The 19,750-nt window shown below is 64.8% G+C and carries 22 protein-coding genes; 13 read left to right on the top strand and 9 right to left on the bottom strand.

The genetic code is table 11. The features are described 5' to 3' along the window. Positions 1-75: 75 nt before the first annotated feature. Positions 76-252: a DUF1674 domain-containing protein gene (locus C8N34_RS17380; RefSeq protein ID WP_054304278.1), complete on the top strand. Its 177-nt coding sequence runs from the start codon at positions 76-78 to the stop codon at positions 250-252. 90 nt (positions 253-342) lie between these two features. Here C8N34_RS17380 and dapB read toward each other — a convergent pair whose 3' ends face one another. Next, positions 343-1,152 carry a 4-hydroxy-tetrahydrodipicolinate reductase gene (gene dapB, locus C8N34_RS17375; protein ID WP_108129828.1) on the bottom strand — a complete coding sequence of 270 codons (810 nt, stop codon included), beginning with the start codon at positions 1,150-1,152 and terminating at the stop codon, positions 343-345. A 97-nt stretch (positions 1,153-1,249) separates the two neighbouring features. Between dapB and rbfA the strand changes: the two genes are divergently transcribed. Genes rbfA through C8N34_RS17355 form a run of 4 tightly spaced genes read left to right on the top strand, consistent with a single transcriptional unit; the run spans position 1,250 to position 3,895 of the window. Then, positions 1,250-1,678 carry a 30S ribosome-binding factor RbfA gene (rbfA, locus tag C8N34_RS17370; RefSeq protein ID WP_108129874.1) on the top strand — a complete coding sequence of 143 codons (429 nt, stop codon included), beginning with the start codon at positions 1,250-1,252 and terminating at the stop codon, positions 1,676-1,678. After that, a complete protein-coding gene (locus C8N34_RS17365; protein ID WP_108129827.1) occupies positions 1,671-2,399 on the top strand; it encodes a phosphodiester glycosidase family protein in 729 nt (242 codons plus the stop codon). The genes rbfA and C8N34_RS17365 overlap by 8 nt, the downstream gene beginning before the upstream one ends. Before the next feature lie 55 nt (positions 2,400-2,454). Beyond that, positions 2,455-3,360 carry a tRNA pseudouridine(55) synthase TruB gene (gene truB / locus C8N34_RS17360; protein ID WP_108129826.1) on the top strand — a complete coding sequence of 302 codons (906 nt, stop codon included), beginning with the start codon at positions 2,455-2,457 and terminating at the stop codon, positions 3,358-3,360. Positions 3,361-3,364: 4 nt separating this feature from the next. Beyond that, positions 3,365-3,895, top strand: a complete 531-nt coding sequence (locus C8N34_RS17355) for a DUF1643 domain-containing protein (protein ID WP_108129825.1) — start codon at positions 3,365-3,367, stop codon at positions 3,893-3,895. On the opposite strand, the gene C8N34_RS17350 is transcribed toward C8N34_RS17355, so the two are convergent. Continuing rightward, positions 3,870-4,892 (bottom strand): calcium-binding protein, encoded by a 1,023-nt coding sequence (locus C8N34_RS17350; protein ID WP_054304283.1) that lies wholly within the window; start codon positions 4,890-4,892, stop codon positions 3,870-3,872. The two genes, C8N34_RS17355 and C8N34_RS17350, sit on opposite strands and share 26 nt — an antisense overlap. A 300-nt stretch (positions 4,893-5,192) precedes the next feature. Between C8N34_RS17350 and rpsO the strand changes: the two genes are divergently transcribed. Continuing rightward, positions 5,193-5,462 (top strand): 30S ribosomal protein S15, encoded by a 270-nt coding sequence (rpsO, locus tag C8N34_RS17345; protein ID WP_054304284.1) that lies wholly within the window; start codon positions 5,193-5,195, stop codon positions 5,460-5,462. Between the two features lie 56 nt (positions 5,463-5,518). Here rpsO and C8N34_RS17340 read toward each other — a convergent pair whose 3' ends face one another. Genes C8N34_RS17340 through hslO form a run of 3 tightly spaced genes read right to left on the bottom strand, consistent with a single transcriptional unit; the run spans position 5,519 to position 8,236 of the window. Then, entirely contained in the window at positions 5,519-6,661 is a 1,143-nt protein-coding gene (locus tag C8N34_RS17340; RefSeq protein ID WP_108129824.1) for a CCA tRNA nucleotidyltransferase, read from the bottom strand. Then, positions 6,658-7,245, bottom strand: coding sequence for a CoA pyrophosphatase (locus tag C8N34_RS17335; protein WP_108129823.1), 588 nt, complete (start codon positions 7,243-7,245; stop codon positions 6,658-6,660). The genes C8N34_RS17340 and C8N34_RS17335 overlap by 4 nt, the downstream gene beginning before the upstream one ends. Next, positions 7,235-8,236: an Hsp33 family molecular chaperone HslO gene (hslO, locus tag C8N34_RS17330; RefSeq protein WP_054304287.1), complete on the bottom strand. Its 1,002-nt coding sequence runs from the start codon at positions 8,234-8,236 to the stop codon at positions 7,235-7,237. The genes C8N34_RS17335 and hslO overlap by 11 nt, the downstream gene beginning before the upstream one ends. Positions 8,237-8,307: 71 nt before the next feature. Here hslO and C8N34_RS17325 point away from each other — a divergent pair, with 71 nt between their 5' ends. Then, the gene (locus tag C8N34_RS17325; RefSeq protein WP_054304288.1) at positions 8,308-8,754 is read left to right on the top strand and encodes an NUDIX hydrolase; all 447 of its coding nucleotides are present in this window, start codon (positions 8,308-8,310) and stop codon (positions 8,752-8,754) included. Here the strand turns inward: C8N34_RS17325 and C8N34_RS17320 are convergent. Beyond that, entirely contained in the window at positions 8,742-9,968 is a 1,227-nt protein-coding gene (locus tag C8N34_RS17320; protein WP_108129822.1) for a PP2C family protein-serine/threonine phosphatase, read from the bottom strand. The two genes, C8N34_RS17325 and C8N34_RS17320, sit on opposite strands and share 13 nt — an antisense overlap. A 211-nt stretch (positions 9,969-10,179) precedes the next feature. On the opposite strand from C8N34_RS17320, the gene C8N34_RS17315 reads away from it, so the two are divergent. Beyond that, positions 10,180-10,509 carry an Hpt domain-containing protein gene (locus tag C8N34_RS17315; RefSeq protein ID WP_108129821.1) on the top strand — a complete coding sequence of 110 codons (330 nt, stop codon included), beginning with the start codon at positions 10,180-10,182 and terminating at the stop codon, positions 10,507-10,509. Positions 10,510-10,516: 7 nt separating this feature from the next. Here C8N34_RS17315 and ilvA read toward each other — a convergent pair whose 3' ends face one another. Both ilvA and C8N34_RS17305 read right to left on the bottom strand, forming a co-directional pair. Continuing rightward, positions 10,517-11,764 (bottom strand): threonine ammonia-lyase IlvA, encoded by a 1,248-nt coding sequence (gene ilvA, locus C8N34_RS17310; RefSeq protein ID WP_108129820.1) that lies wholly within the window; start codon positions 11,762-11,764, stop codon positions 10,517-10,519. Positions 11,765-11,800: 36 nt separating this feature from the next. Further along, positions 11,801-12,526, bottom strand: a complete 726-nt coding sequence (locus C8N34_RS17305; protein WP_054304291.1) for a hypothetical protein — start codon at positions 12,524-12,526, stop codon at positions 11,801-11,803. A 125-nt stretch (positions 12,527-12,651) separates the two neighbouring features. Between C8N34_RS17305 and C8N34_RS17300 the strand changes: the two genes are divergently transcribed. The 5 genes from C8N34_RS17300 (at position 12,652) to C8N34_RS17280 (ending at position 17,555) form a co-directional block, all read left to right on the top strand. Next, positions 12,652-13,878 (top strand): argininosuccinate synthase, encoded by a 1,227-nt coding sequence (locus C8N34_RS17300; RefSeq protein ID WP_108129819.1) that lies wholly within the window; start codon positions 12,652-12,654, stop codon positions 13,876-13,878. Between the two features lie 89 nt (positions 13,879-13,967). Further along, positions 13,968-14,603 (top strand): CerR family C-terminal domain-containing protein, encoded by a 636-nt coding sequence (locus tag C8N34_RS17295; RefSeq protein ID WP_054304293.1) that lies wholly within the window; start codon positions 13,968-13,970, stop codon positions 14,601-14,603. After that, entirely contained in the window at positions 14,600-15,544 is a 945-nt protein-coding gene (locus tag C8N34_RS17290; protein WP_108129818.1) for an HlyD family secretion protein, read from the top strand. Before C8N34_RS17295 ends, C8N34_RS17290 begins: the two co-directional genes overlap by 4 nt. Next, positions 15,541-16,440 (top strand): ABC transporter ATP-binding protein, encoded by a 900-nt coding sequence (locus tag C8N34_RS17285; RefSeq protein ID WP_108129817.1) that lies wholly within the window; start codon positions 15,541-15,543, stop codon positions 16,438-16,440. The genes C8N34_RS17290 and C8N34_RS17285 overlap by 4 nt, the downstream gene beginning before the upstream one ends. After that, positions 16,437-17,555, top strand: coding sequence for an ABC transporter permease (locus C8N34_RS17280; protein WP_108129816.1), 1,119 nt, complete (start codon positions 16,437-16,439; stop codon positions 17,553-17,555). Before C8N34_RS17285 ends, C8N34_RS17280 begins: the two co-directional genes overlap by 4 nt. Before the next feature lie 67 nt (positions 17,556-17,622). Here the strand turns inward: C8N34_RS17280 and C8N34_RS17275 are convergent, their stop codons facing one another. Then, on the bottom strand, positions 17,623-19,698 hold the full coding sequence (locus C8N34_RS17275) for a TRAP transporter permease (RefSeq protein ID WP_054304296.1): 2,076 nt from the start codon (positions 19,696-19,698) through the stop codon (positions 17,623-17,625). Positions 19,699-19,750 lie beyond the last annotated feature (52 nt).

Here is a 19,750-nt window from a genome sequence, read left to right as displayed (position 1 = left end):
GCCCGCGTCCCCGCCCTTGTTCATCTGCCTGCCGCCCGTATATCATGGCAGAGAAGCCTGCAAGGAACCCGACCGATGAGCGAGGACAAGCCTGACCTTCCACCCGAAGCGCTGCGCGCCCTGGCCGAGGCCGAGGAACGCCGCCGCGCCGCGAAGGACCAGACCCTGCCGCCCGAACTGGGCGGGCGCGACGGGCCGGAGCCGGTGCGCTTTGGCGATTGGGAAAAGAAGGGTATCGCGGTCGATTTCTGAGGCGGCGCCCTGCCCCGACTGGCCGCGTGGCCGGCAGCGTCGGAATTTGAGTATTTTTGCAAGAAGCAATGGGCAGGGACGTGCCGGGCCTCAGAGGCCGAGCACATCCATCATGTCATAGGCCCCGGGGCCCTTGTCCTGCCCCCAAAGGGCGGCTTTCAGCGCGCCACGGGCGAAGATGGCACGATCAGTCGCGATATGGCGCAGCACGATGCGCTCGCCCGTCCCGGCAAACAGCACGTCATGTTCGCCCACGATGTCACCGCCGCGAATGGCGCTGAAGCCGATGGCACCGGGGCGCCGGGCGCCGGTGATGCCGTCACGGCCCGAGTCGCGCATGGTGTCCAGATCGACGCCGCGCCCTTCGGCGGCGGCATGACCCAGCATCAGCGCGGTGCCAGAGGGCGCATCGACCTTCTTGTTGTGATGCGCCTCGATCACCTCGATGTCCCAGTCGGCATCAAGGGCGGCGGCGACCTTGCGGGTCAGGGTGACCAGCAGGTTGACACCAAGGCTCATGTTCCCCGCACGCACGATCACCGCATGGCGGGCGGCGGCGTCGATCTTTGCCAGATGTTCCGGCTCAAGCCCGGTGGTGCCGATGACATGGACCAGACGCGCCTGCGCCGCGAGGGCGGCAAATTCCACCGTGGCGGCGGGGGTGGTGAAGTCGATCACCGCGCGGGCCTTGGCGAAAGCCTCCAGCGGGTCGTCAGTGACTTTCACGCCGACCGGCGCGCCGCCCAGACATTCGCCGATATCACGACCGATCCAGTCATGCCCCGGCCGTTGGATGGCAGCGGCAAGACGGGCCTTGTCGCTGGCCAGAACCGTACCGATCAGCATGCGGCCCATGCGGCCCGAAGCCCCGGCGATGACGATACCCGGCAATGCGTCCATCTCGCGCCCTCCTGTCTGCTCGCCCTCCCATAGCGTGAAAGCGCGGAGACGGCCAAGCCCTGTTGCGGCGGCGGCGGGGAAGGCTTAGATGGAAGTCATGTCGAAAAACCGCTTCTCCTCGGGCGATGGCCCCTCGCAACGGCAGCTTCGCGTTGGCGAACTGATCCGGCGCACGCTTTCCGATGTGCTGAACCGGGCCGAGATCCACGATCCCGATCTGAACCGCATGTCCATCACCGTGGGCGAGGTGCGTTGTTCGCCCGATCTGAAGGTGGCGACGGCTTATGTGATGCCGCTGATGGGATCGGTTCCGGTGGAGGATGCAATTGCCGCGCTAGCGCGCAACAAGGCCGAATTGCGCCACCGCATCGGCGGGGCGCTGACGCTGAAATACACACCCGACCTGCGCTTTCGCCCCGATGCGACCTTCGATCAGCTGGACGAGACGCGGCGCCTGTTCGCCGATGAAAAGGTGCGCCGCGATCTGGACACGCCGGATGAGGGCGACGACGGCGACGATGCTTAAGCTGTTGGCGGCGCTGTGTCTGCTGGCCGCCCCGGCGCTGGCAGAACCGTGCCGACAGACCAGCTTCGAGAGCCTCCCCTTCACGCTTTGCGAGGTGCAGGCTGGCGCCGATCTGCGGCTGTTTCACAGCGATGATGCGGGCGATCTTCTGGGGTCGTTCGGCGCGGTGGATACAGCGCTGGCGCCCGAAGGCAAGGCGCTGGTCTTTGCAATGAACGCGGGGATGTATCATCCCGACCGCAGGCCTGTGGGGCTTTACATCGAGAAAGGGCAGCAGCGGCACGGGATCGTGCTGCCCGCCTCGCGCGGAAATTTCGGGATGCTGCCGAACGGCGTGTTCTGCATCGGCAAGACGCGGTTCGCGGTCATCGAATCGCGGCGCTTCGACAGGGCGCCGCGCGCCTGTCGCTATGCCACACAATCCGGGCCGATGCTGGTGATCGGCGGCAAGCTGCATCCGAAGTTCATTCCGGGCAGCGACAGCACCTATATCCGCAACGGCGTAGGGGTCAGCGCCGATGGCAAGCGCGCGGTGTTTGCCATTTCGGATGCTGCGGTGAACTTTGAAACCTTCGCGCGGCTGTTCCGTGATCAACTCGGCCTGCCCGATGCGCTGTATTTCGATGGCAAGGTCTCGCGCCTTTATGCGCCGGAGCTGGGACGGGCGGATATAGGCTTCCCCATGGGGCCTATCGTCGGGCTGGTGGCGCCGCTGCCTTGACGGCCTGCCCCCGGGACGGATAGCAGGCGGGTTCTCTGAAAGAAGCGGGGCGGATATGGCGCGCAGCAAGAAAGGCCGGGCGGTTTCCGGCTGGGTCGTGATCGACAAGCCGGCAGGCATCACCTCGACCTCGGTCGTGAACAAGGTGAAATGGGCGTTTCAGGCGCAGAAGGCCGGTCATGCCGGAACGCTCGATCCGGCGGCGACCGGGGTGCTGGCCGTGGCCCTGGGTGAGGCGACCAAGACCGTGCCCTATATCACCGATGCGCTGAAAGCCTATCGCTTCATGGTGCGGCTGGGGGTGACTACCACCACTGACGATGCTGAGGGCGAACCGCTGGCGTCCTTCGACGCGCGCCCCGAAGATGCGGCGATTGCCGCCGTGCTGGCGCCGTTCCGGGGCGAGATCATGCAGATTCCGCCGCAGTTTTCCGCCGTGAAGGTGGAGGGCGAGCGCGCCTATGACCTCGCCCGCGACGGCGTGGCGATGGATCTGGCCGCCCGCCCGCTGTGGGTGGAAAGCCTTGAGATGATCGCCCGCCCCGATGCCGACCATGTGGAGCTGGAAATGGTCTGCGGCAAGGGTGGCTATGTGCGGTCGATCGCCCGCGATCTGGGGGCGGCCCTGGGCTGCGGCGGCCATGTGGAATGGCTGCGCCGGGTCTGGTCCGGCCCGTTCGAGGCGGACAAGGGCGTAAGCCTTGACGAAATCGAGCGGCTGGCGCGCAGCGAGGAAATCGACACACTGCTGCTGCCGCTGGAACTCGGGCTTGCCGATCTGCCGGAATTGCCCGCCACGCCGGAAGGCGCGGCGCGTTTGAAGAATGGCAATCCCGGCATGGTCATCGCCTCGGGGGTGGAGTTCGGGGAAACGGCCTGGGCCTCGTATCGGGGAAAGCCGGTGGCGGTGGGCAGCTACCAGTCGGGCGAGCTGCACCCGAGCCGCGTGTTCAACCTGTAAGCCGATGCTGCTGATCCGTCGCCATGCCGAGGCGGGCGTGCAATCGCGCGCCGCCTATTCGCGCTGCGGGCTGTACCGCTACTATCTCAGCCGTCGCTGGGGCGCGGGGCGGTTGATGCTGTTTGTCATGCTCAACCCCTCCACCGCGACGGAACGCAAAAATGACCAGACGCTTGCGCGTTGCGAGAAACGGGCGCGGATGGGCGGAGCCGGTGGCTTTGCCGTGGTGAACCTGTTTGCGCTGCGCAGCAAGGAACCCGCCGATCTGAAACGCGCCGACGATCCGGTTGGCCCGCTGAACGACCGGCTGTTGCGTTGGGCGGCGCGGGTCTCGGGATCGGCAGTCTGCGGCTGGGGCAACCATGGCGGGCTGATGGGGCGCGATGCGGCGGTTCTGGCGCTGCTGCGCGCCAGTGGGGCAGAGGTCGCGCATCTGGGCCTGACCTTCGCCGGGCAGCCGCGCCATCCACTTTATGTGCCGCTGGCACAGACCGTGCAGGCATGGGAAATTACGCCGCCTGCGGAACCAGCCTGATCTGCGACAGATCCAGCCCGGCGCCATTCGCCACGATGGCGAGGGGCTTGCCATCCAGATGCAGGGCTACGTCGCCGGTCCGGGGATCGGCATGCAGTTCCAGCACCGGGTCAGGATGCGCCTCGGGATCGTATTGCACCTCCAGCACATCCTCATGCGCATTGAAATCCATGATCCGCGCGCCGTCGCCTTCCTCCAGCCAGTCGCCCAGACGGAAGGTATCGGCCCCCGATCCGCCGGTCAGGTAATCCTCCGCCCCGGCCACCATCGTATCGTCACCCTGCCCGCCATTGAGGAAATCGGCATCGCCATCCTGGGGCGCCTGCGGGTCATGGCCGATCAGCAGATCATTTCCCGCATCGCCATCAAGCGTATCGGCGCCATAGCCTCCCGACAGGGTATCCTCGCCGTAACCTCCGTTCAGCCAGTCGTCGCCCAGATCGTCTTGCAACAGGTCATTGCCGCTGCCGCCCATCAACGAATCGTCGCCACGCCCACCTGCCAGCGTATCGGTCCCGCCGTGACCCGCGATGAAATCATTGCCACTGCCACCGGACAGCGAGTCGGCCCCCGCCTCGCCGCGCAGCAGATCGTCGCCGGAACCACCGGCAAGCGTGTCATCCCCGCGCCCGCCATAAAGATAATCCTGTCCGGCACCGCCTCCGACCCTGTCATCCCCCCCACGCGACACGATCTGGTCCAGACCGCCCCGCCCATGGATCACATCGTCTTCGGCCCCGCCGGTCAGCGTGTCATCCCCCGGCCCTCCGGTAACCACCGCAGGCGCCTCCGGCGCGGCATCCGCTGAGGGGGCGGCATGCGCGGTGGCCGGGTCGAGTAAATCGCCATGCGCGAAAGAATCACTCTCCGCCGTGTCATCCGGGGGAGAATCCTCGTCATTCGCGGATGGGTCATCCTCCGCCTCCGGTCGCGCGACGAACGCATCCAGCATCAGACCCGCGCTCAAGGCGCCCAGCAACCCGATCAGCCCCAACATGGCCAGTTTCCCCACGAACCCCGAAATGCCCGCCCGGCGTTAACCAATATTCCGCGCAAGCCCCTGTCATTGCAGAAGATTCAGCGCGCCGATCATGGCACAATCCGGGCAAGCGCGCCACGCGGGCGCGATGGTTTCTTGCAATTTGGTTAAACTGGGAATGATCCGTCCGGGCGAATCCATCTTCCCTTGCGGGCGATTTTCTCCTATACGCCCGCATCCGCCGCAAGGCGGAACCAAGGGCCCTGCTGGACGACATCCCGGCTTGTGCCGTCACACCAACCTGCAAAGGAGATCCCGATGTCGATCACCGTGGAAGAAAAAGCCCGTCTGATCAAGGAATACGCGACCAAAGAAGGCGACACCGGCTCGCCGGAAGTTCAGGTTGCGATCCTGTCGTCGCGCATCGCGACGCTGACCGAGCACTTCAAGACCCACAAGAAGGACAACCACTCGCGTCGTGGCCTTCTGATGCTCGTGGCCCAGCGCCGCAAGCTGCTGGACTACCTGAAGGGCAAGGATGAAGGCCGTTACCAGTCGCTGATTTCGCGTCTGGGCCTGCGTCGCTGAGCTTTCGCACAGCTTAACGGAACGCCCGTAGCCGATGGCTGCGGGCGTTTCGCGTTTCAGGGGGACAGAAGCGCCGTCCGGTCCAGCCGCAGATCCGATTGCAGCCAGCGCGCCTCGATCGCCTTCAGCCGCGCGCCCAGCTCCGCCCCCTGATATTGCGGCATCAGGTCGGCAGGGCGCACCGGCATCACGGCAGCCGCGCCACGCGCGACCTCGGCCTGCCAGCCCCGCCCGGGCGGATGCCCAAGCATCGCGGCCCGCGCGAGAATGGCATCGGCGGCGAGGGCTTTCAGCCGATAACCCAGCACCGCGGCGCTGCCCCCCTCACGCACCGCAGGCAACAACAGGGCCAGATCGCGGCTTTCCGCCCGCGACAGGCGCCAGCGGTCATCGACCGCTTCGCCACCCAGCACCGCCAGCCGCCGCATCCAGCGTGGCGGTATCCCGGCCTCCAGATGCACCAGCGGCGCCAGCGCAGTCGGGTCAGCGCCGGGCAGAACCCGCTGCAAGATCCCGGCCTGCGCCATGGCTGCGACCGAGGGCGCGGGATCGGGCGCGGCCAGCAGCTTGCGCATCTCGGCCCCGACCCGTTCTGCCGAAAGCGTCTCCAGCCCCTCGGCCAGCACGGCGCAGGCGGCCAGACCATCCGCGTCGATCCCCTGTGCGGGGTCGCCATACCAGGCATGGAACCGGAAGAAGCGAAGAATACGCAAGTAATCCTCGCGGATGCGTTGCTCCGGCTCGCCCACGAAACGCAGCCGCCGCGCCAGCAGATCGGGCAAGCCGCCCAGCGGATCTATCACCTGACCGTCAGGGGCCGCATAAAGCGCATTCATGGTGAAATCGCGCCGCGCGGCATCCTCGGCCACATCGGAGGAAAATGCGACCGTGGCGCGGCGGCCATCGGTTTCCACGTCACGACGGAAGGTCGTCACCTCATGCGGCACGCCCTTGGCAACCACCGTGACAGTGCCATGGTCGATCCCGGTCGGCACCACCCGGAACCCCGCCGCCTCGCACAGCCTGACCACCGTTTCGGGCTGCGCATCGGTGGCAATGTCAATGTCATTGACCGCGGCACCCAGCAGGGCATTGCGCACACAGCCACCGACGAAAAGCGCCTGCGCACCTGCCCCAGTCAGCGCCGCGCAAACTCCTTGCGTTTCCGGCGCGTCGATCCAGGGGCCGGTGATCCTCATGCGAGCCTCTCGGCCAGGCCGCGCAACATCCGGGCCGTAGCGCCCCAGATGTAATAGGGTCCATAAGGCACGACATAATAGCGCCGCCAGACCCCACGCCACATCCGCCGTTCCACCCGGAAATTCGCCGGATCAGCCAGATGCGCCAGTGGCACGCGGAACACCTCTTCCACCTCGCCCGCCTCGGGAACCGGCGTGAAATCGGCGCGAATATGCCCAAGGATCGGCACAACCGTGTAGCCGGTCACCGTTTCATGCGCAGGAAGCTGGCCCAGCACACGCACCAGTGCGGGGTCGAGCCCCACTTCCTCCTGCGCCTCGCGCAAAGCCGCCGCCTCGGCCGAGGCATCGCCCGCGTCGATCTTGCCCCCTGGAAAGGCAATCTGGCCGGGATGGTGCTTCAGCCCCGACGCCCGTTTGGTCAACAGGACCGACGGCCCGCCCGCGCCTTCGCACACAGCGATCAGCACGGCAGCGGGCCGCAGTTTACGGCCCGGCGGCAGCACGGTCCCCGGGTTCAGATCGAAATCCGAACTCTCCCCCGAGAACCGTGCCAGTGCAGCCAGTAGCGCCTCAGGCCCCATCCGGGGCCGCCTTCGGCGCGTCGAAGCCCAGCGTCAGCGGGTCGAACTCGTAGTGCGCGCCGCAGAACTGGCAATCCGCTGTCACGATGCCTTCCGGCGTCGTCATATGCCGCAGATCCTTTTGCGAATAGATCCCCAGCGACGAACGCACCTTTTCGGCCGAGCAGGAACAGCCAAAGCGCACCGGCTGCGCATCAAAGACGCGCGGGCCTTCCTCGTGGAACAGCCGCACCAGCAGTTCGGTCGGCGAGACGGCGGGGCCGATCAGTTCCATCTCCTCCACCGTTTCCAGAAGACGGTTGGCGCGAGTCCAGTTTTCACCATCCTCGCCGTCAACAATGTCTTCAGCGGTCAGCAGACCGCCTTCGCCCGAGCCACCCTGATCCGCCGCGAAAGGCGAAGCCTTGGGCATGTGCTGGATCATCACGCCACCGGCCCGCCAATGCGGCGCGCCGCCCGGCGTCTGCACCTGACCATAGGTCAGCGCAAACCGCGTCGGCAGCTGTTCGGACTGCGCGAAATAGGTTTGCGCGCAGTCGGCCAGCGAATTGCCGGTCAGCGGCGTGATGCCCTGATAGGGGGTCATCCCCTGCCCCTGGTCGATCACGATGACGAAATAGCCCTCTCCCAGCAGATCGAAGGGGCGTTCGACTTCGGGCAGATGATCGGGATCGAAATCGGCATAGGCGCGCAGCCGCGCAGGCTCCCCCCCCTCGGTTGGGCCGTAGTAATCGGTCGCCACCATCTTCACCGCGCCGGTGCCGCGGATTTGCAGCGACAGCCGCCAGCGCAGCTTGATTGTCTGCCCGATCAGCGCGGTCAGCAGTGTCGCTTCACTGACCAGCGCCTCGATCTGCGGCGGGTAGGCATGTTGCTTCAGAACCTGCTCCAGAACACCGTCCAGCCGCGCGATACGGCCGCGGATGTCCGACAGGTCGAGTTGAAAGGGCAGGACGGTATCGTCCCAGGCGATCTGTGATCCAATGGTCATGGGGGTTTCCTGAAGGCGCCAGTCTTGGCATACCGCGATCATATAGGCGCGGCAAGCACAGGACCAAAGGCATGATCAGGCGGTATGGCGAAGCAGTGAAGGCAGGTCAACATTATCGGCGGCGCCCCGGCGTCTATGCCGTGCTGCTGGAAGGCGATCAGATCCTCACCACCTTTCAGGAAGACCCGAAGCCCGAGTTCCAGCTACCGGGTGGTGGCATCGACCCCGGCGAACAGCCCATCGCGGCCCTGCACCGCGAGGTGATGGAGGAAACCGGCTGGAGCATCCGCGTCACCCGCCGCCTCGGCGCCTTCCGCCGGTTCTGCTATATGCCGGACTACGATCTCTGGGCCGAAAAGCTGTGCACCATTTATCTGGCGCGTCCCGTCCGCCCCATCGGCCCGCCGACTGAGGAAGGGCACAGTGCAGTCTGGTTGCCGGCGCTGGAGGCGATGGATCTGCTGGGCAACGCCGGTGACCGGGCATTTCTGGCGCGCGCACTGGCTCAGCCCCGGTAATCGAACAGCACGCCCGACACGTCATCCGGAAAATCACCGCCTCCGGCATGCGCGTTCAGATTCCAGACCAGCGCCTCCAGAAGCGCGGGGCTGTCGAGCTGCGCATTGTCCCGCAGTATTCGCATCAGCCCCTCGTCACCCAACTCCTCCCCCTCTGGTGTCGGACATTCCGTAACACCGTCCGATACCAGAAACAGCCGGTCCCCCGGCGCAAGCTGCGCCTCGACCCGCTGGAAGATCACATTTGGCAGCAAGCCGATCGGCGGCCCGCCCGCACCCAGCAGTTCGATCCCGCCCCCCGCCCGCAGGATCAGCGGATAGGGATGCCCGGCCTGCACAAGTTGCAGCCGCCCGCTGGCCAGATCAACCTCGGCATAGGCCATGGTAAAATACTGATCGACCTGAATTTCCTCCAGCATCATACGGTTGAACCGCGCTGCCACCATTTCCGGCGGCCAGGCGTCGCGCCGCCCGTCCAGACCGCCTGTCAGCGCGATGTTCTGGTCAGGCGAGGCCCCGGAAAGCACCCCCGCCAGCCGGGCGGTCATCAGCGCAGAAGCCACGCCATGCCCCGACACGTCCACGGAATACAGCGCCACACGGCGGGCACTGATTTCGAAGAACCCGGCCAGATCACCGCCCACATGACCGGAGGGCTTCATAAGAATCGACGCCACTCCTCGCCCGAAATCGCGATGACGGTCCCGCACCAGCGTCTGTTGCAGCCTGCGCGCCTCGATCAGATCCCGGTCGAGCGAATCATAGAGCTTCTGCAATTCATCCAGCGTCGCCCGGATCAGCCGGTTCTTTTCCACCAGTTCGGCCTGCATGCCCAGAATGCGCTGCCCCGCCCGCAGCCGCGCGTGCAGTTCATCCGCACTGACCGGCTTGGTCAGAAAATCATCTGCCCCGCCATCCAGCCCGTCCGCCACCTCGCCTTTCTCGGATTTCGAGGTCAGCATGATGAAATAGCCGTAGCTTTCGTGCGGCAAAGCCCTGAAAGCCTTGCAAAACTCCAGGCCCGACATGCCCGGCATCACCCAGTCGGAGAGAACGATATCAAAAGGGGTTTCGCGCGCCAGCCGAAGTGCCTCTTCCCCGCTGCCTGCTTCCGTCACCATATAGCCCCAGCGTTGCAGCGACATGGTCAGGATGCGGCGCTGTGCGCGGCTGTCGTCGACCACAAGCACCTGCCCGCGCCCGCCCCCCGCCATCAGATCACCTGTGAAAAGAGAACTGCCCTGATTCACACGCTGTCTCCACCCAAAAACAGCGGCAGTTTCGGCAGCCCCTCTTAAGATGGTGTGAAACCTAAAATGCGCGGAAACTCGTGTGATTTCCTAACCGCTTGTTAAGCGCCGCCCGCGATCCTGATCTGGTGGGATGTGGAAGCGTCGGCCAGTCTGGCCGCATTCGGGGTGTATCATGATTGACTGGAGCAGGGTTGCGGAACTGCAATCCGAAGTCGGGGAGGACGGCTTTGCCGAAGTGGCGGCGCTGTTTCTGGAAGAAACAGACGAGGTCGTGACCCGGCTCCGCGCGGGCGAGGTCACACAACTGCCGCGCGACCTTCACTTCCTGAAAGGCAGCGCGCTGAATTTGGGGTTTCGCGATCTGGCATTACGTTGTCAGGAAGGGGAAAGGATGTGCAACGCCGGGGCAGGCGGGGCCGTGGATCTGGCCACCCTGATCCGGCTTTACATCGATTCCAAAGCCGCCTTCTCGAACGGTCTGGCCCGTCATTCCGCCGCCTGACGGCCGGTCACACCAGAAATTCGGCCAGCGCCTCGTCGCCGGTGATATCCCGATAGGCAAAGCCCGCCGCATCAATCCGCGCGGTCAGCGCGTCGAAATTCCCGGCGCTGCTGGTCTCGATCCCGATGAGGACCGATCCGAAGTTGCGCGCGGATTTCTTGAGGTATTCAAAGCGGCTGATGTCGTCATCCGGGCCAAGCATCATCAGAAACTCGCGCAGGGCTCCGGGGCGCTGCGGCATGCGCAGGATGAAGTATTTCTTCTTGCCCGCAAACCGCTGCGCCCGTTCCTTCACTTCAGGCAGGCGTTCGAAATCGAAATTCCCGCCCGAGGTGACGCAGACCACGGTCTTGCCGCGAATCTCCTTCGCCAGCACCGGCAGCACATCGACCGACAGCGCCCCGGCAGGTTCCAGCACGATGCCCTCAACGTTTAGCATCTCCAGCATGGTGATGCAGATGCGATCCTCTGGCGCCAGCAGCACCTGCGCCGGATCTGCCCATTTCAGACAATCATAGGTATGCGTACCCAGACGCGCCACGGCCGCCCCGTCGACAAAGCTGTTGACACGCGGCAGCGTCACCGGCCCGCCCGCCTCCAGCGCCGCACTCAGGCTCGCGCCCCCCAGCGGCTCCACAAAGCGGAAGGCAACGCCGGGCGCGGCTTCACGCAGATAGGTGGTCACGCCCGAGGCCAGCCCGCCCCCGCCGACCGGCAGGATCACCAGATCTGGCGCGGCCCCCAGTTGATCCAGCAGTTCAACCGCAACGCTGGACTGCCCTTCGATCACATCTGGATCGTCAAAAGGCGACAGGAAATGCGCGCCTTCCTCGGCGCAATACTTTTGCGAGGCGGCAAGCGTCTGGTCGAAATAGTCGCCGGTCAGAACGATGCGCACCGCATCGCCGCCGAAAGTCCGGGTCTTGTCGATCTTTTGTTGCGGCGTGGTCACCGGCATGAAGATCGTGCCACGCACCCCGAAATGCCGGCAGGCATAGGCCATGCCCTGCGCATGGTTACCGGCGCTGGCGCAGACGAAATGTCCCTGCCCCGGATCTGCCGCCCGCACCTTGCGCATGGCATTGAATGCCCCGCGCAGCTTGTAGCTGCGCACCGGCGTCAGATCCTCGCGCTTGAGATAGATTTCCGCCCCGTAGCGATTGGACAGGTGGTCATTACGCTGCAAGGGCGTGACCGCAAACAGGTCACGCAGGGCTTCGGTGATCAGACGGGCTCGGCTGGTAAAATCGCTCATGCGCCGATTAGACCCGTCCCGCCGGGATTGGCAAGCTCAGACCAGTCTGCGCTTTTCGATGTAATGGCCGTACAACGTGGTCAGGATCGACACGCCCACCATCATCTGCACCCAACCAGTGGTCAACGTCCACAGAAGAGCAGGGATCGAATCCGGCCGGAACAGCGCTTCCGGCACGCCCAGCAGAATGCTGAACACAGCCAGCAGCAACGCCAGCCCAAAGAAAACCCCGGTTTCCCCATGGGTGGCCTTCCAGCCCTCGTTGAAGCCGATGTTCTGCCCCATGGCGATGGCCGGGAGCGGGATGCTGAGCCGCAGCATCACCATGAAGACGGGAACCATGATGAACAGCGAGGCGATCATCGCCCCTGCCAGCGGGCCTGCCAGCATGACGCCCAACGGCATCATCAGCATACCGGCCACAGCGCCCACTGCAACAACCACCAACCCGATCAGCAGCGAGCGGCCAAGATAGCGCAGAATCTCGTTGCCGTGAAACGGCGGCAGCAAACTGGTGCCGCCCTCGCCCTTCAGCACGAAACGATGCCAGGCAACGGCGATCCATAACGAAAACACCAGCGCGACGACAACGATCAGCAGCATTTTCGCCGGGTTGGCCTGCATCGTCTCACCCGAGGTCACGCCCATTGCCACGACAATCATCATCTGCACGATGTAAAGCAGCCCGGAAATGCGCAGCGCATCGGTCAGGTTGCCGAACACCTGCCGCACCGAATGGGTGAAAATCTGCCACGCCTTCATCTTTCGCCTCGCCTGTTGCACGCGGCGATTGAGTCAGCTTGCCCCGGCAGAGTCAAGCAGACCAGCCCGCTTGCCCTTGCGGTCATTTGCCTTTAATCGCTGGCGAAACCGCGAGGGAGCGTTTCATGTCCAAGCCCAAGAAAGTCGTGCTGGCCTATTCCGGCGGCCTCGACACCTCGATCATCCTGAAATGGCTGCAAACCGAATACGGCTGCGAGGTCATCACCTTCACCGCCGATCTGGGTCAGGGCGAAGAGCTTGAACCCGCCCGCGCCAAGGCCGAACTGCTGGGCATCAAGCCCGAGAACATCCATATCGTTGACGTGCGCGAGGAATTCGTGCGCGATTTCGTCTTTCCGATGTTCCGCGCCAATGCGGTCTATGAGGGGCTTTACCTGCTGGGCACGTCCATCGCGCGGCCGCTGATTTCCAAGCATCTGGTGGAAATCGCCCATGCCCATGGCGCGGATGCCGTGGCCCATGGCGCGACCGGCAAGGGCAACGATCAGGTCCGGTTCGAACTGTCGGCCTATGCGCTCGACCCGTCGATCAAGGTCATCGCGCCCTGGCGGGAATGGGATCTGACCTCGCGCACCAAGCTGATCGAATTTGCGGAAGCGAACCAGATTCCGATTGCCAAGGACAAGCGCGGCGAAGCGCCGTTCAGCGTGGATGCGAACCTGCTGCACACCAGCAGCGAAGGCAAGGCGCTGGAAAATCCGGCCGACGAGGCGCCCGATTACGTTTATCAGCGCACCGTTTCGCCCGAGGAAGCCCCGGATACGCCCGAATATATCGAAGTCACCTTCGAAAAGGGTGATGCCGTCGCGATCAACGGCGAGGCGCTGTCGCCCGCAACCATCCTGACCCGCCTGAACGAACTGGGTGGCAAGCATGGCATCGGGCGGCTGGATTTCGTGGAAAACCGTTTCGTCGGCATGAAGTCGCGCGGCATCTATGAAACCCCCGGCGGCACCGTGCTGCTGGAAGCCCATCGCGGGATCGAGCAGATCACGCTCGACGCAGGTGCGGGCCACCTGAAGGATTCGATCATGCCGCGCTATGCGGAACTGATCTACAACGGCTTCTGGTTCTCACCCGAGCGTGAAATGCTGCAAGCCCTGATCGACAAGTCGCAGGAGCATGTCACCGGCACTGTGCGGCTGAAGCTTTACAAAGGCTCGGTCCACTGTGTCGGTCGCTGGTCCGAACATTCGCTGTACAGCGAAAAGCATGTCACCTTCGAGGAAGACGCTGGCGCCTATGATCAGAAGGACGCAGCAGGCTTCATCCGGCTGAACGCCCTGCGGCTGAAGCTGATCGCCACGCGCAACGCCCGCGTCGCCAAGTAAAATTGCCGTTTCGCGGCAAGGCCCGCCCTTTCGGGGGCGGGCTTTTTTTCGGACTTGCGATTAAATCAATCGTTTGATTAAATTGCTGCATGACTCAGGATGATCCCCCTGCCGGCACCCGTGCCGATCTGATCGCCGCCGGGCTGCACCTGTTCGGGCAGCAGGGCTTCGCTGCCACGCCGACACGGGCCCTGGCGGCGCTTGCCAAAACCAATGTCGCCTCCATCGCTTATCACTTCGGCGGTAAGGAGGGCCTGCGCCTTGCCTGTGGGGCCGAGGTCGCGCGGCGCATCGGGCAGGTCGCCGGACCGCCCGCAACAGAACTGCCCGCCACCCGACGCGATGCGCTGGACCGGCTGGAGGCGATGCTGCGCGCCATGGTGGTTTTCCTCACCCAGGGGCCGCAGGCACAGGATACAGTGGCTTTCATCCTGCGCGAACTTTCCGAAGGCGGCCCGGCTTTCGATCTGGTTTACGACGCCTTCTTCCTGCCCAAGCACCGCGAGCTTTGCGCTCTGGCGGGTATGGCCACCGACCAGCCCGCCGAAGCCGAGGAAACCCGGCTTCTGGTGTTTTCACTGCTGGGACAGGCGGTCTACTTCCGCATCGGTCAGCCCGTTATCTGCCGCCGGATGGGCTGGACCGGCTATTCCGCCGCCGAAACCACCGCCATCGCCGACCGTCTGGCCGCCAACATGCGCGCCATCCTGAGGAGCCAGCCATGAGCCTGATCTGCGCCGTTCCGCTGTTGTCTGCCCTGTTTGCGGCCTGTGATATGCCACCGCCTTTTGCGACCGGCTATGTCGAGGGGGATTTCGTGATGATCGCACCGTTTGCCGTGGCACAGGTGTCGGCCGTCAACGTCGAACGGGGCGATCATGTGGCAGCGGGGGCGCCGCTGGTGGCGATGGAAAAGCGCGATGCCGAAATCGCGCTGGCCGAGGCGCGGGCAGCAGAGGCGCGGGCCGCAAGTCAGCTGGCCAACCTTCAGGAGGGCCGCCGCCCGGAAGAAATCCGCGTGTTGGAAGCCACGCTGACGTCGGCCCGAGCGCAATCGGACGAGTCCGTGAAAGAGGTCACCCGCCAGCAAAGCCTGAACGCCCGCAATGTCAGCCCTGAGGCACAACTGGATCAGGCCCGCACTGCCGCCGAGGTTGCCGCCGCCCGCGTGGCCGAGGCAGAGGCCAATCTTGCGGTTGCCCGCCTGCCCGCCCGCGCGCAGGAGATCGACGCCGCCCGCGCCACGCTGGCGCAGGCGCGAGCCGCGCGCGAGGCAGCGGAATGGCAATTGTCGCAACGCGCGCTGGCCGCCCCCGCCGCTGGCACGATTTACGACGTGGTGCGCGAACCCGGCGAGATTGCCGGGCCCTCTGCCCCTGTCCTGTCCTTCCTGCCCGACGGCGCGGTGAAGCTGCGGCTGTACGTTCCCGAGCCATCGGTCGCGCAGATCCGCCCCGGCACCCGGTTGCAGGTCAATTGCGACGGCTGCACAGGGCAAAATGCGACTGTCAGCTATGTGTCGGATTCGCCGGAATTCACCCCTCCGGTGATCTATTCGCTGCAAAACCGGCAGAAGCTGGTGTTTCTGGTCGAGGCCCGCCCCGACCCCGGATCGGACCGGCTGAAGCCCGGCCAGATTGTCGATGTGGACCTGTCAGCACCATGAACGCGATCGAGGTTACCGGGCTGACAAAGGCCTTCCATGGTCGCAAGGTGGTGGATGACGTCTCGCTCAGCGTCGCACGGGGAGAAATTGCCGGGTTTCTGGGGCCGAACGGCTCCGGCAAGACCACCTGCATCCGCATGATGTGCGGGCTGCTGACGCCCGATGCGGGCGACGGGCAGGTGCTGGGCCATGACATCCGCCGCGAAGCCCGCGCCATCAAGCGGCAGGTCGGCTACATGACCCAGAAGTTTTCCTACTACGAGGATCTGACCATCGAGGAAAACCTTGCCTTCGTCGCCGGGCTTTACGCACTGCCCGCCGAAGCCGTGCGCGACACGCTGGCGGGGCTGGGGTTGACCTCGCGCCGGAGCCAGCTTGCGGGCAGCCTGTCGGGAGGCTGGAAGCAGCGGCTGGCACTGGCAGCCTGCATCATGCACAAACCGAAGCTTCTGCTGCTGGACGAACCCACCGCCGGGGTGGACCCCAAGGCACGGCGCGAGTTCTGGGATGAAATCCATGGCCTTGCCGCCGACGGGCTGACGGTTCTGGTATCCACACATTACATGGACGAGGCAGAGCGCTGCCATCGCATCAACTATATCGCTTACGGCCGGTTGATCGCGCACGGCACCGTGCCCGAGGTCATCGCCTCGGCCGGGTTGACCACCTTTCTGGTCACTGCCGACCGTCCGGGCGAGCTTGCGGCGCGGCTGCGCAAGGCGCCGGGGGTGGAACAGGTTGCCCCGTTCGGCACCACTCTGCACGTCACCGGCACTGACCGCGCCGCACTGGAACGCGCGTTGACCGAGGCCGGTGCAAGCTTCCAGCCTGGCGAAACCAGCCTTGAGGACGTCTTCATCCGCCTGATGGGCCAGAGCAGGGACAATATGGCATGACCGGCATTTCCCTTCGCCGCCTCGGCGCCCTGCTGCGCAAAGAGCTGATCCAGATGCGGCGCGACCGGATCACCTTCGCCATGATGCTGCTGGTGCCGCTGATGCAGCTTGTACTGTTCGGTTATGCGATCAACAGCGATCCAAAACACCTGCCTGCCGCTCTGGTGGCACCGACGCAGGATCGGTTCAGCCGCGCCATGGTCTCGGCACTGGAACTGACCGGCTACTATGATTTCACCCATGTCGGCATTTCCGCGACCGAGGCAGAGGCGCTGATTACCCGCGGCGCTGTGGCTTTCGTCGTCACCCTGCCTTCTGATTTCGGGCGGCGGGTCGAACGTGGCGACGCGCCGCAGATCCTGATCGAGGCGGATGCGACCGACCCTTCCGTCGCCTCGGGCGCCATTTCCACCCTTGGCACTGTCGCGGCGGAGGCCCTGCAACGCGAAACAGGGGCCAGCCCGACGCAGCCGCCGGTCGGGATCGTCGTTCACAAACGCTATAACCCCGAGGGGATCACGCAATACAACATCGTGCCGGGGCTGCTGGGGGTGGTCCTCCAGATGATCCTTGTGATGATGACCTCCATGGCGCTGACCCGCGAGATCGAGCGCGGGACGATGGAGAACCTGCTGGCCCTGCCCGCCACCCCGGTCGAGATCATGCTGGGCAAGGTCATGCCCTATATGGGCGTCGGCGCGGTGCAGGTGGCGGTGGTTCTGCTGGCGGCACGGTTGCTTTTCGGCGTGCCTTTCGTCGGCAGTTTCGGCGTGCTGGCGGCGGGGATCTTCACCTTCGTTCTGGCGCTGGTGATCCTCGGTTACCTCATTTCCACCCTCGCGCGAACCCAGATGCAGGCGATGCAGCTCACGTTCTTCTTCTTTCTGCCATCGCTGATGCTGTCGGGCTTCATGTTCCCGTTCCGGGGTATGCCGGGCTGGGCACAGACCCTGGGCGAGGTCTTTCCGCTGACGCATTTCCTGCGACTGATCCGGGCTGTGATGCTGAAAGGGGCAGGCCAGCCCGACATTGCGCAGCCGATGGCGGCGCTCATGGTCTTTGTGCTGGTCTATGGCCTGCTGGCACTGGCGCGCTTCCGTCGCACGCTGGATTGACGGGGCAGATTGAAAAGGGGCGCAGGTTTCCCCGCGCCCCGGTACTCATTACGAAAACTCAGGAGCGTCAGGCCGTCAGCCCGCCGGAATCGCCGCGCCCCATCAACTGCCGCAGCGCCACCGGCAGGATCAGGATGAGACCGACAATCGTGGGTGTCATCGACGGCGCCACCAGCAGCAGCGCGGCCACGGTCAGCGCCAGCCGCTCCCACCCTTTCAGGGGCGCGAAAAGCCAGCCGGTGACAGCCGCCGCCAGCACATAGATGCCCATTACTGCGCCGAAGAAGGCAAGGAAGAAGGCCCCCCAGGTAAAGCCCTCGGTCACCAGCAGAAGCGCCGGCTGGAAGGCAAAGACGAAGGGCACCAGCACCTTGCCCATGCCGAGCCGGAACGCGGTGTTCCCCGCCTTGAAGGCATTGGCCCCGGCGATCCCGGCCGCCGCATAGGCCGCCATGGCCACGGGTGGCGTGATGTCGGCAAGCACCCCATAGTAGAACACGAAGAAATGCGCCACGATCTGCTCCATCCCCAGCATGCCAAGGATGGGCGCCGCCACCGCCACCATGATAATGTAATTGGCCGTGGTCGGGATGCCGCAGCCCATCAGTATACAGACGATGGCCGTCAGCAGCAGCGTGAACAGCAGTGTCAGCGTCGGCACCGTCATCACCTCGAACGGCAGGATCGCCAGCCAGCCAGAGACCGAAGCCGCCCAGCCCGCTGCAACGCCCGTCACCATATAGGCGATCTTGAAGCCGACGCCCGTCAGGGTGACGACCCCGATGACCACACCCACCAACGCAGCGGCGGCAGTCACCGACAGCGACTGACGCGCGCCAAGGCAGAAACCTTCCCACACGCCATGGGCGGTGCCCCGGATCGCCTGCGCGATGCCCCCCTTCATGAACTCCTGAATCGCCAGCACAACGATACAGGCGGTGATCGACCAGAAAGCGGCGGCAAAAGGCGTGCGGCCCGACAGCAGCACACCGACCAGCAGGATCAGCGGGAAGATCGACAGCCAGCCCTCCCTGATCACCTTCCAGGCATTCGGCAGTTCCTCGGCTGACAGGCCGCGCAGGCCCAGGCGCCGCGCCTCAAGATGCACCTGCACCAGCACGCCGAAGAAATGCATGAAGGCCGGAACCAGGGCGGCAGTCAGGATGGTGGTCAGCGGCACGCCCAGATATTCGATCATCAGGAAGGCCACCGCCCCCATGACTGGCGGTGTAATCTGTCCGCCGGTGGACGAAGCCGCCTCGACCGCCGCCGCGAAATGGCGGGGATAGCCGATGCGGATCATCGCCGGGATGGTTAGCGCGCCGGTCGTCACCGTATTGGCAATGGAGGAACCCGAGATCGAGCCCAGCAGCGCCGAGGACAACACCGAAACCTTGGCAGGCCCGCCCGCATAGCGCCCGGCGAGCGCCGAGGCCACGTCGATGAACAATTGCCCCAGCCCGATCCGCGTCGCCATCACGCCGAACAGCACGAAGTGGAACACATAGGTTGCGATCACCCCCAGCGCCGTGCCGTAAATCCCCTGCGAGGTCAGATAGAGGTGGTTGACGATGTTCGACCAGCTTGCCCCGGGATGCACAAGGATGCCCGGCATCGACTGGCCGAAATAGGCATAGGCAATGAACAGGATCGCGATGACCGGCAGAGGCCAGCCCATCGACCGCCGTACCGCCTCCAGCAGCACGACGATGAGAATGGTCCCCATCAGGATGTCGATGGGCAACGGGTTGCCCACCCGGAACGCAAGGTCCGCATAGATCCATGGCACATACAGCGCGGCAACCGCCCCGGCGATGGCCAGCAGCCAGTCGATCAGCGGCAGGCCCCAGGGCGCCAGAAGGCCCGGCTCGGTTCGTTTGGCGCCGAAGGCCGAAAAGCTCAGGAACACCAGCGCCAGCGTAACGCCCATGTGCAGCCCGCGATGCACCGTGGCCTGCGGAATGCCGAATCCGGCTGTATAATAGTGATAGCAGGACAACAGAAACAGGATGGCGCCGGTCAGGATGGCCAGCGGCCGCGCAACCTCGCGGAACCGCATTTCCGGGTCGAATTTCTCTTCCAGGGCCTGAAGCTCATCCGCTGTCAGATGCCGTGGCCCCTCGTCTTCCTCTACCTTTGCCATATGTCACTTGCCCCTGTGCTGACTGTTAAAAGCGCAACGGGGCCGCGCTCTG

The organism is Gemmobacter caeni (assembly GCF_003054195.1).
GTDB lineage: Bacteria > Pseudomonadota > Alphaproteobacteria > Rhodobacterales > Rhodobacteraceae > Gemmobacter > Gemmobacter caeni.
This window is presented reverse-complemented; position numbering and strand designations above follow the sequence as displayed.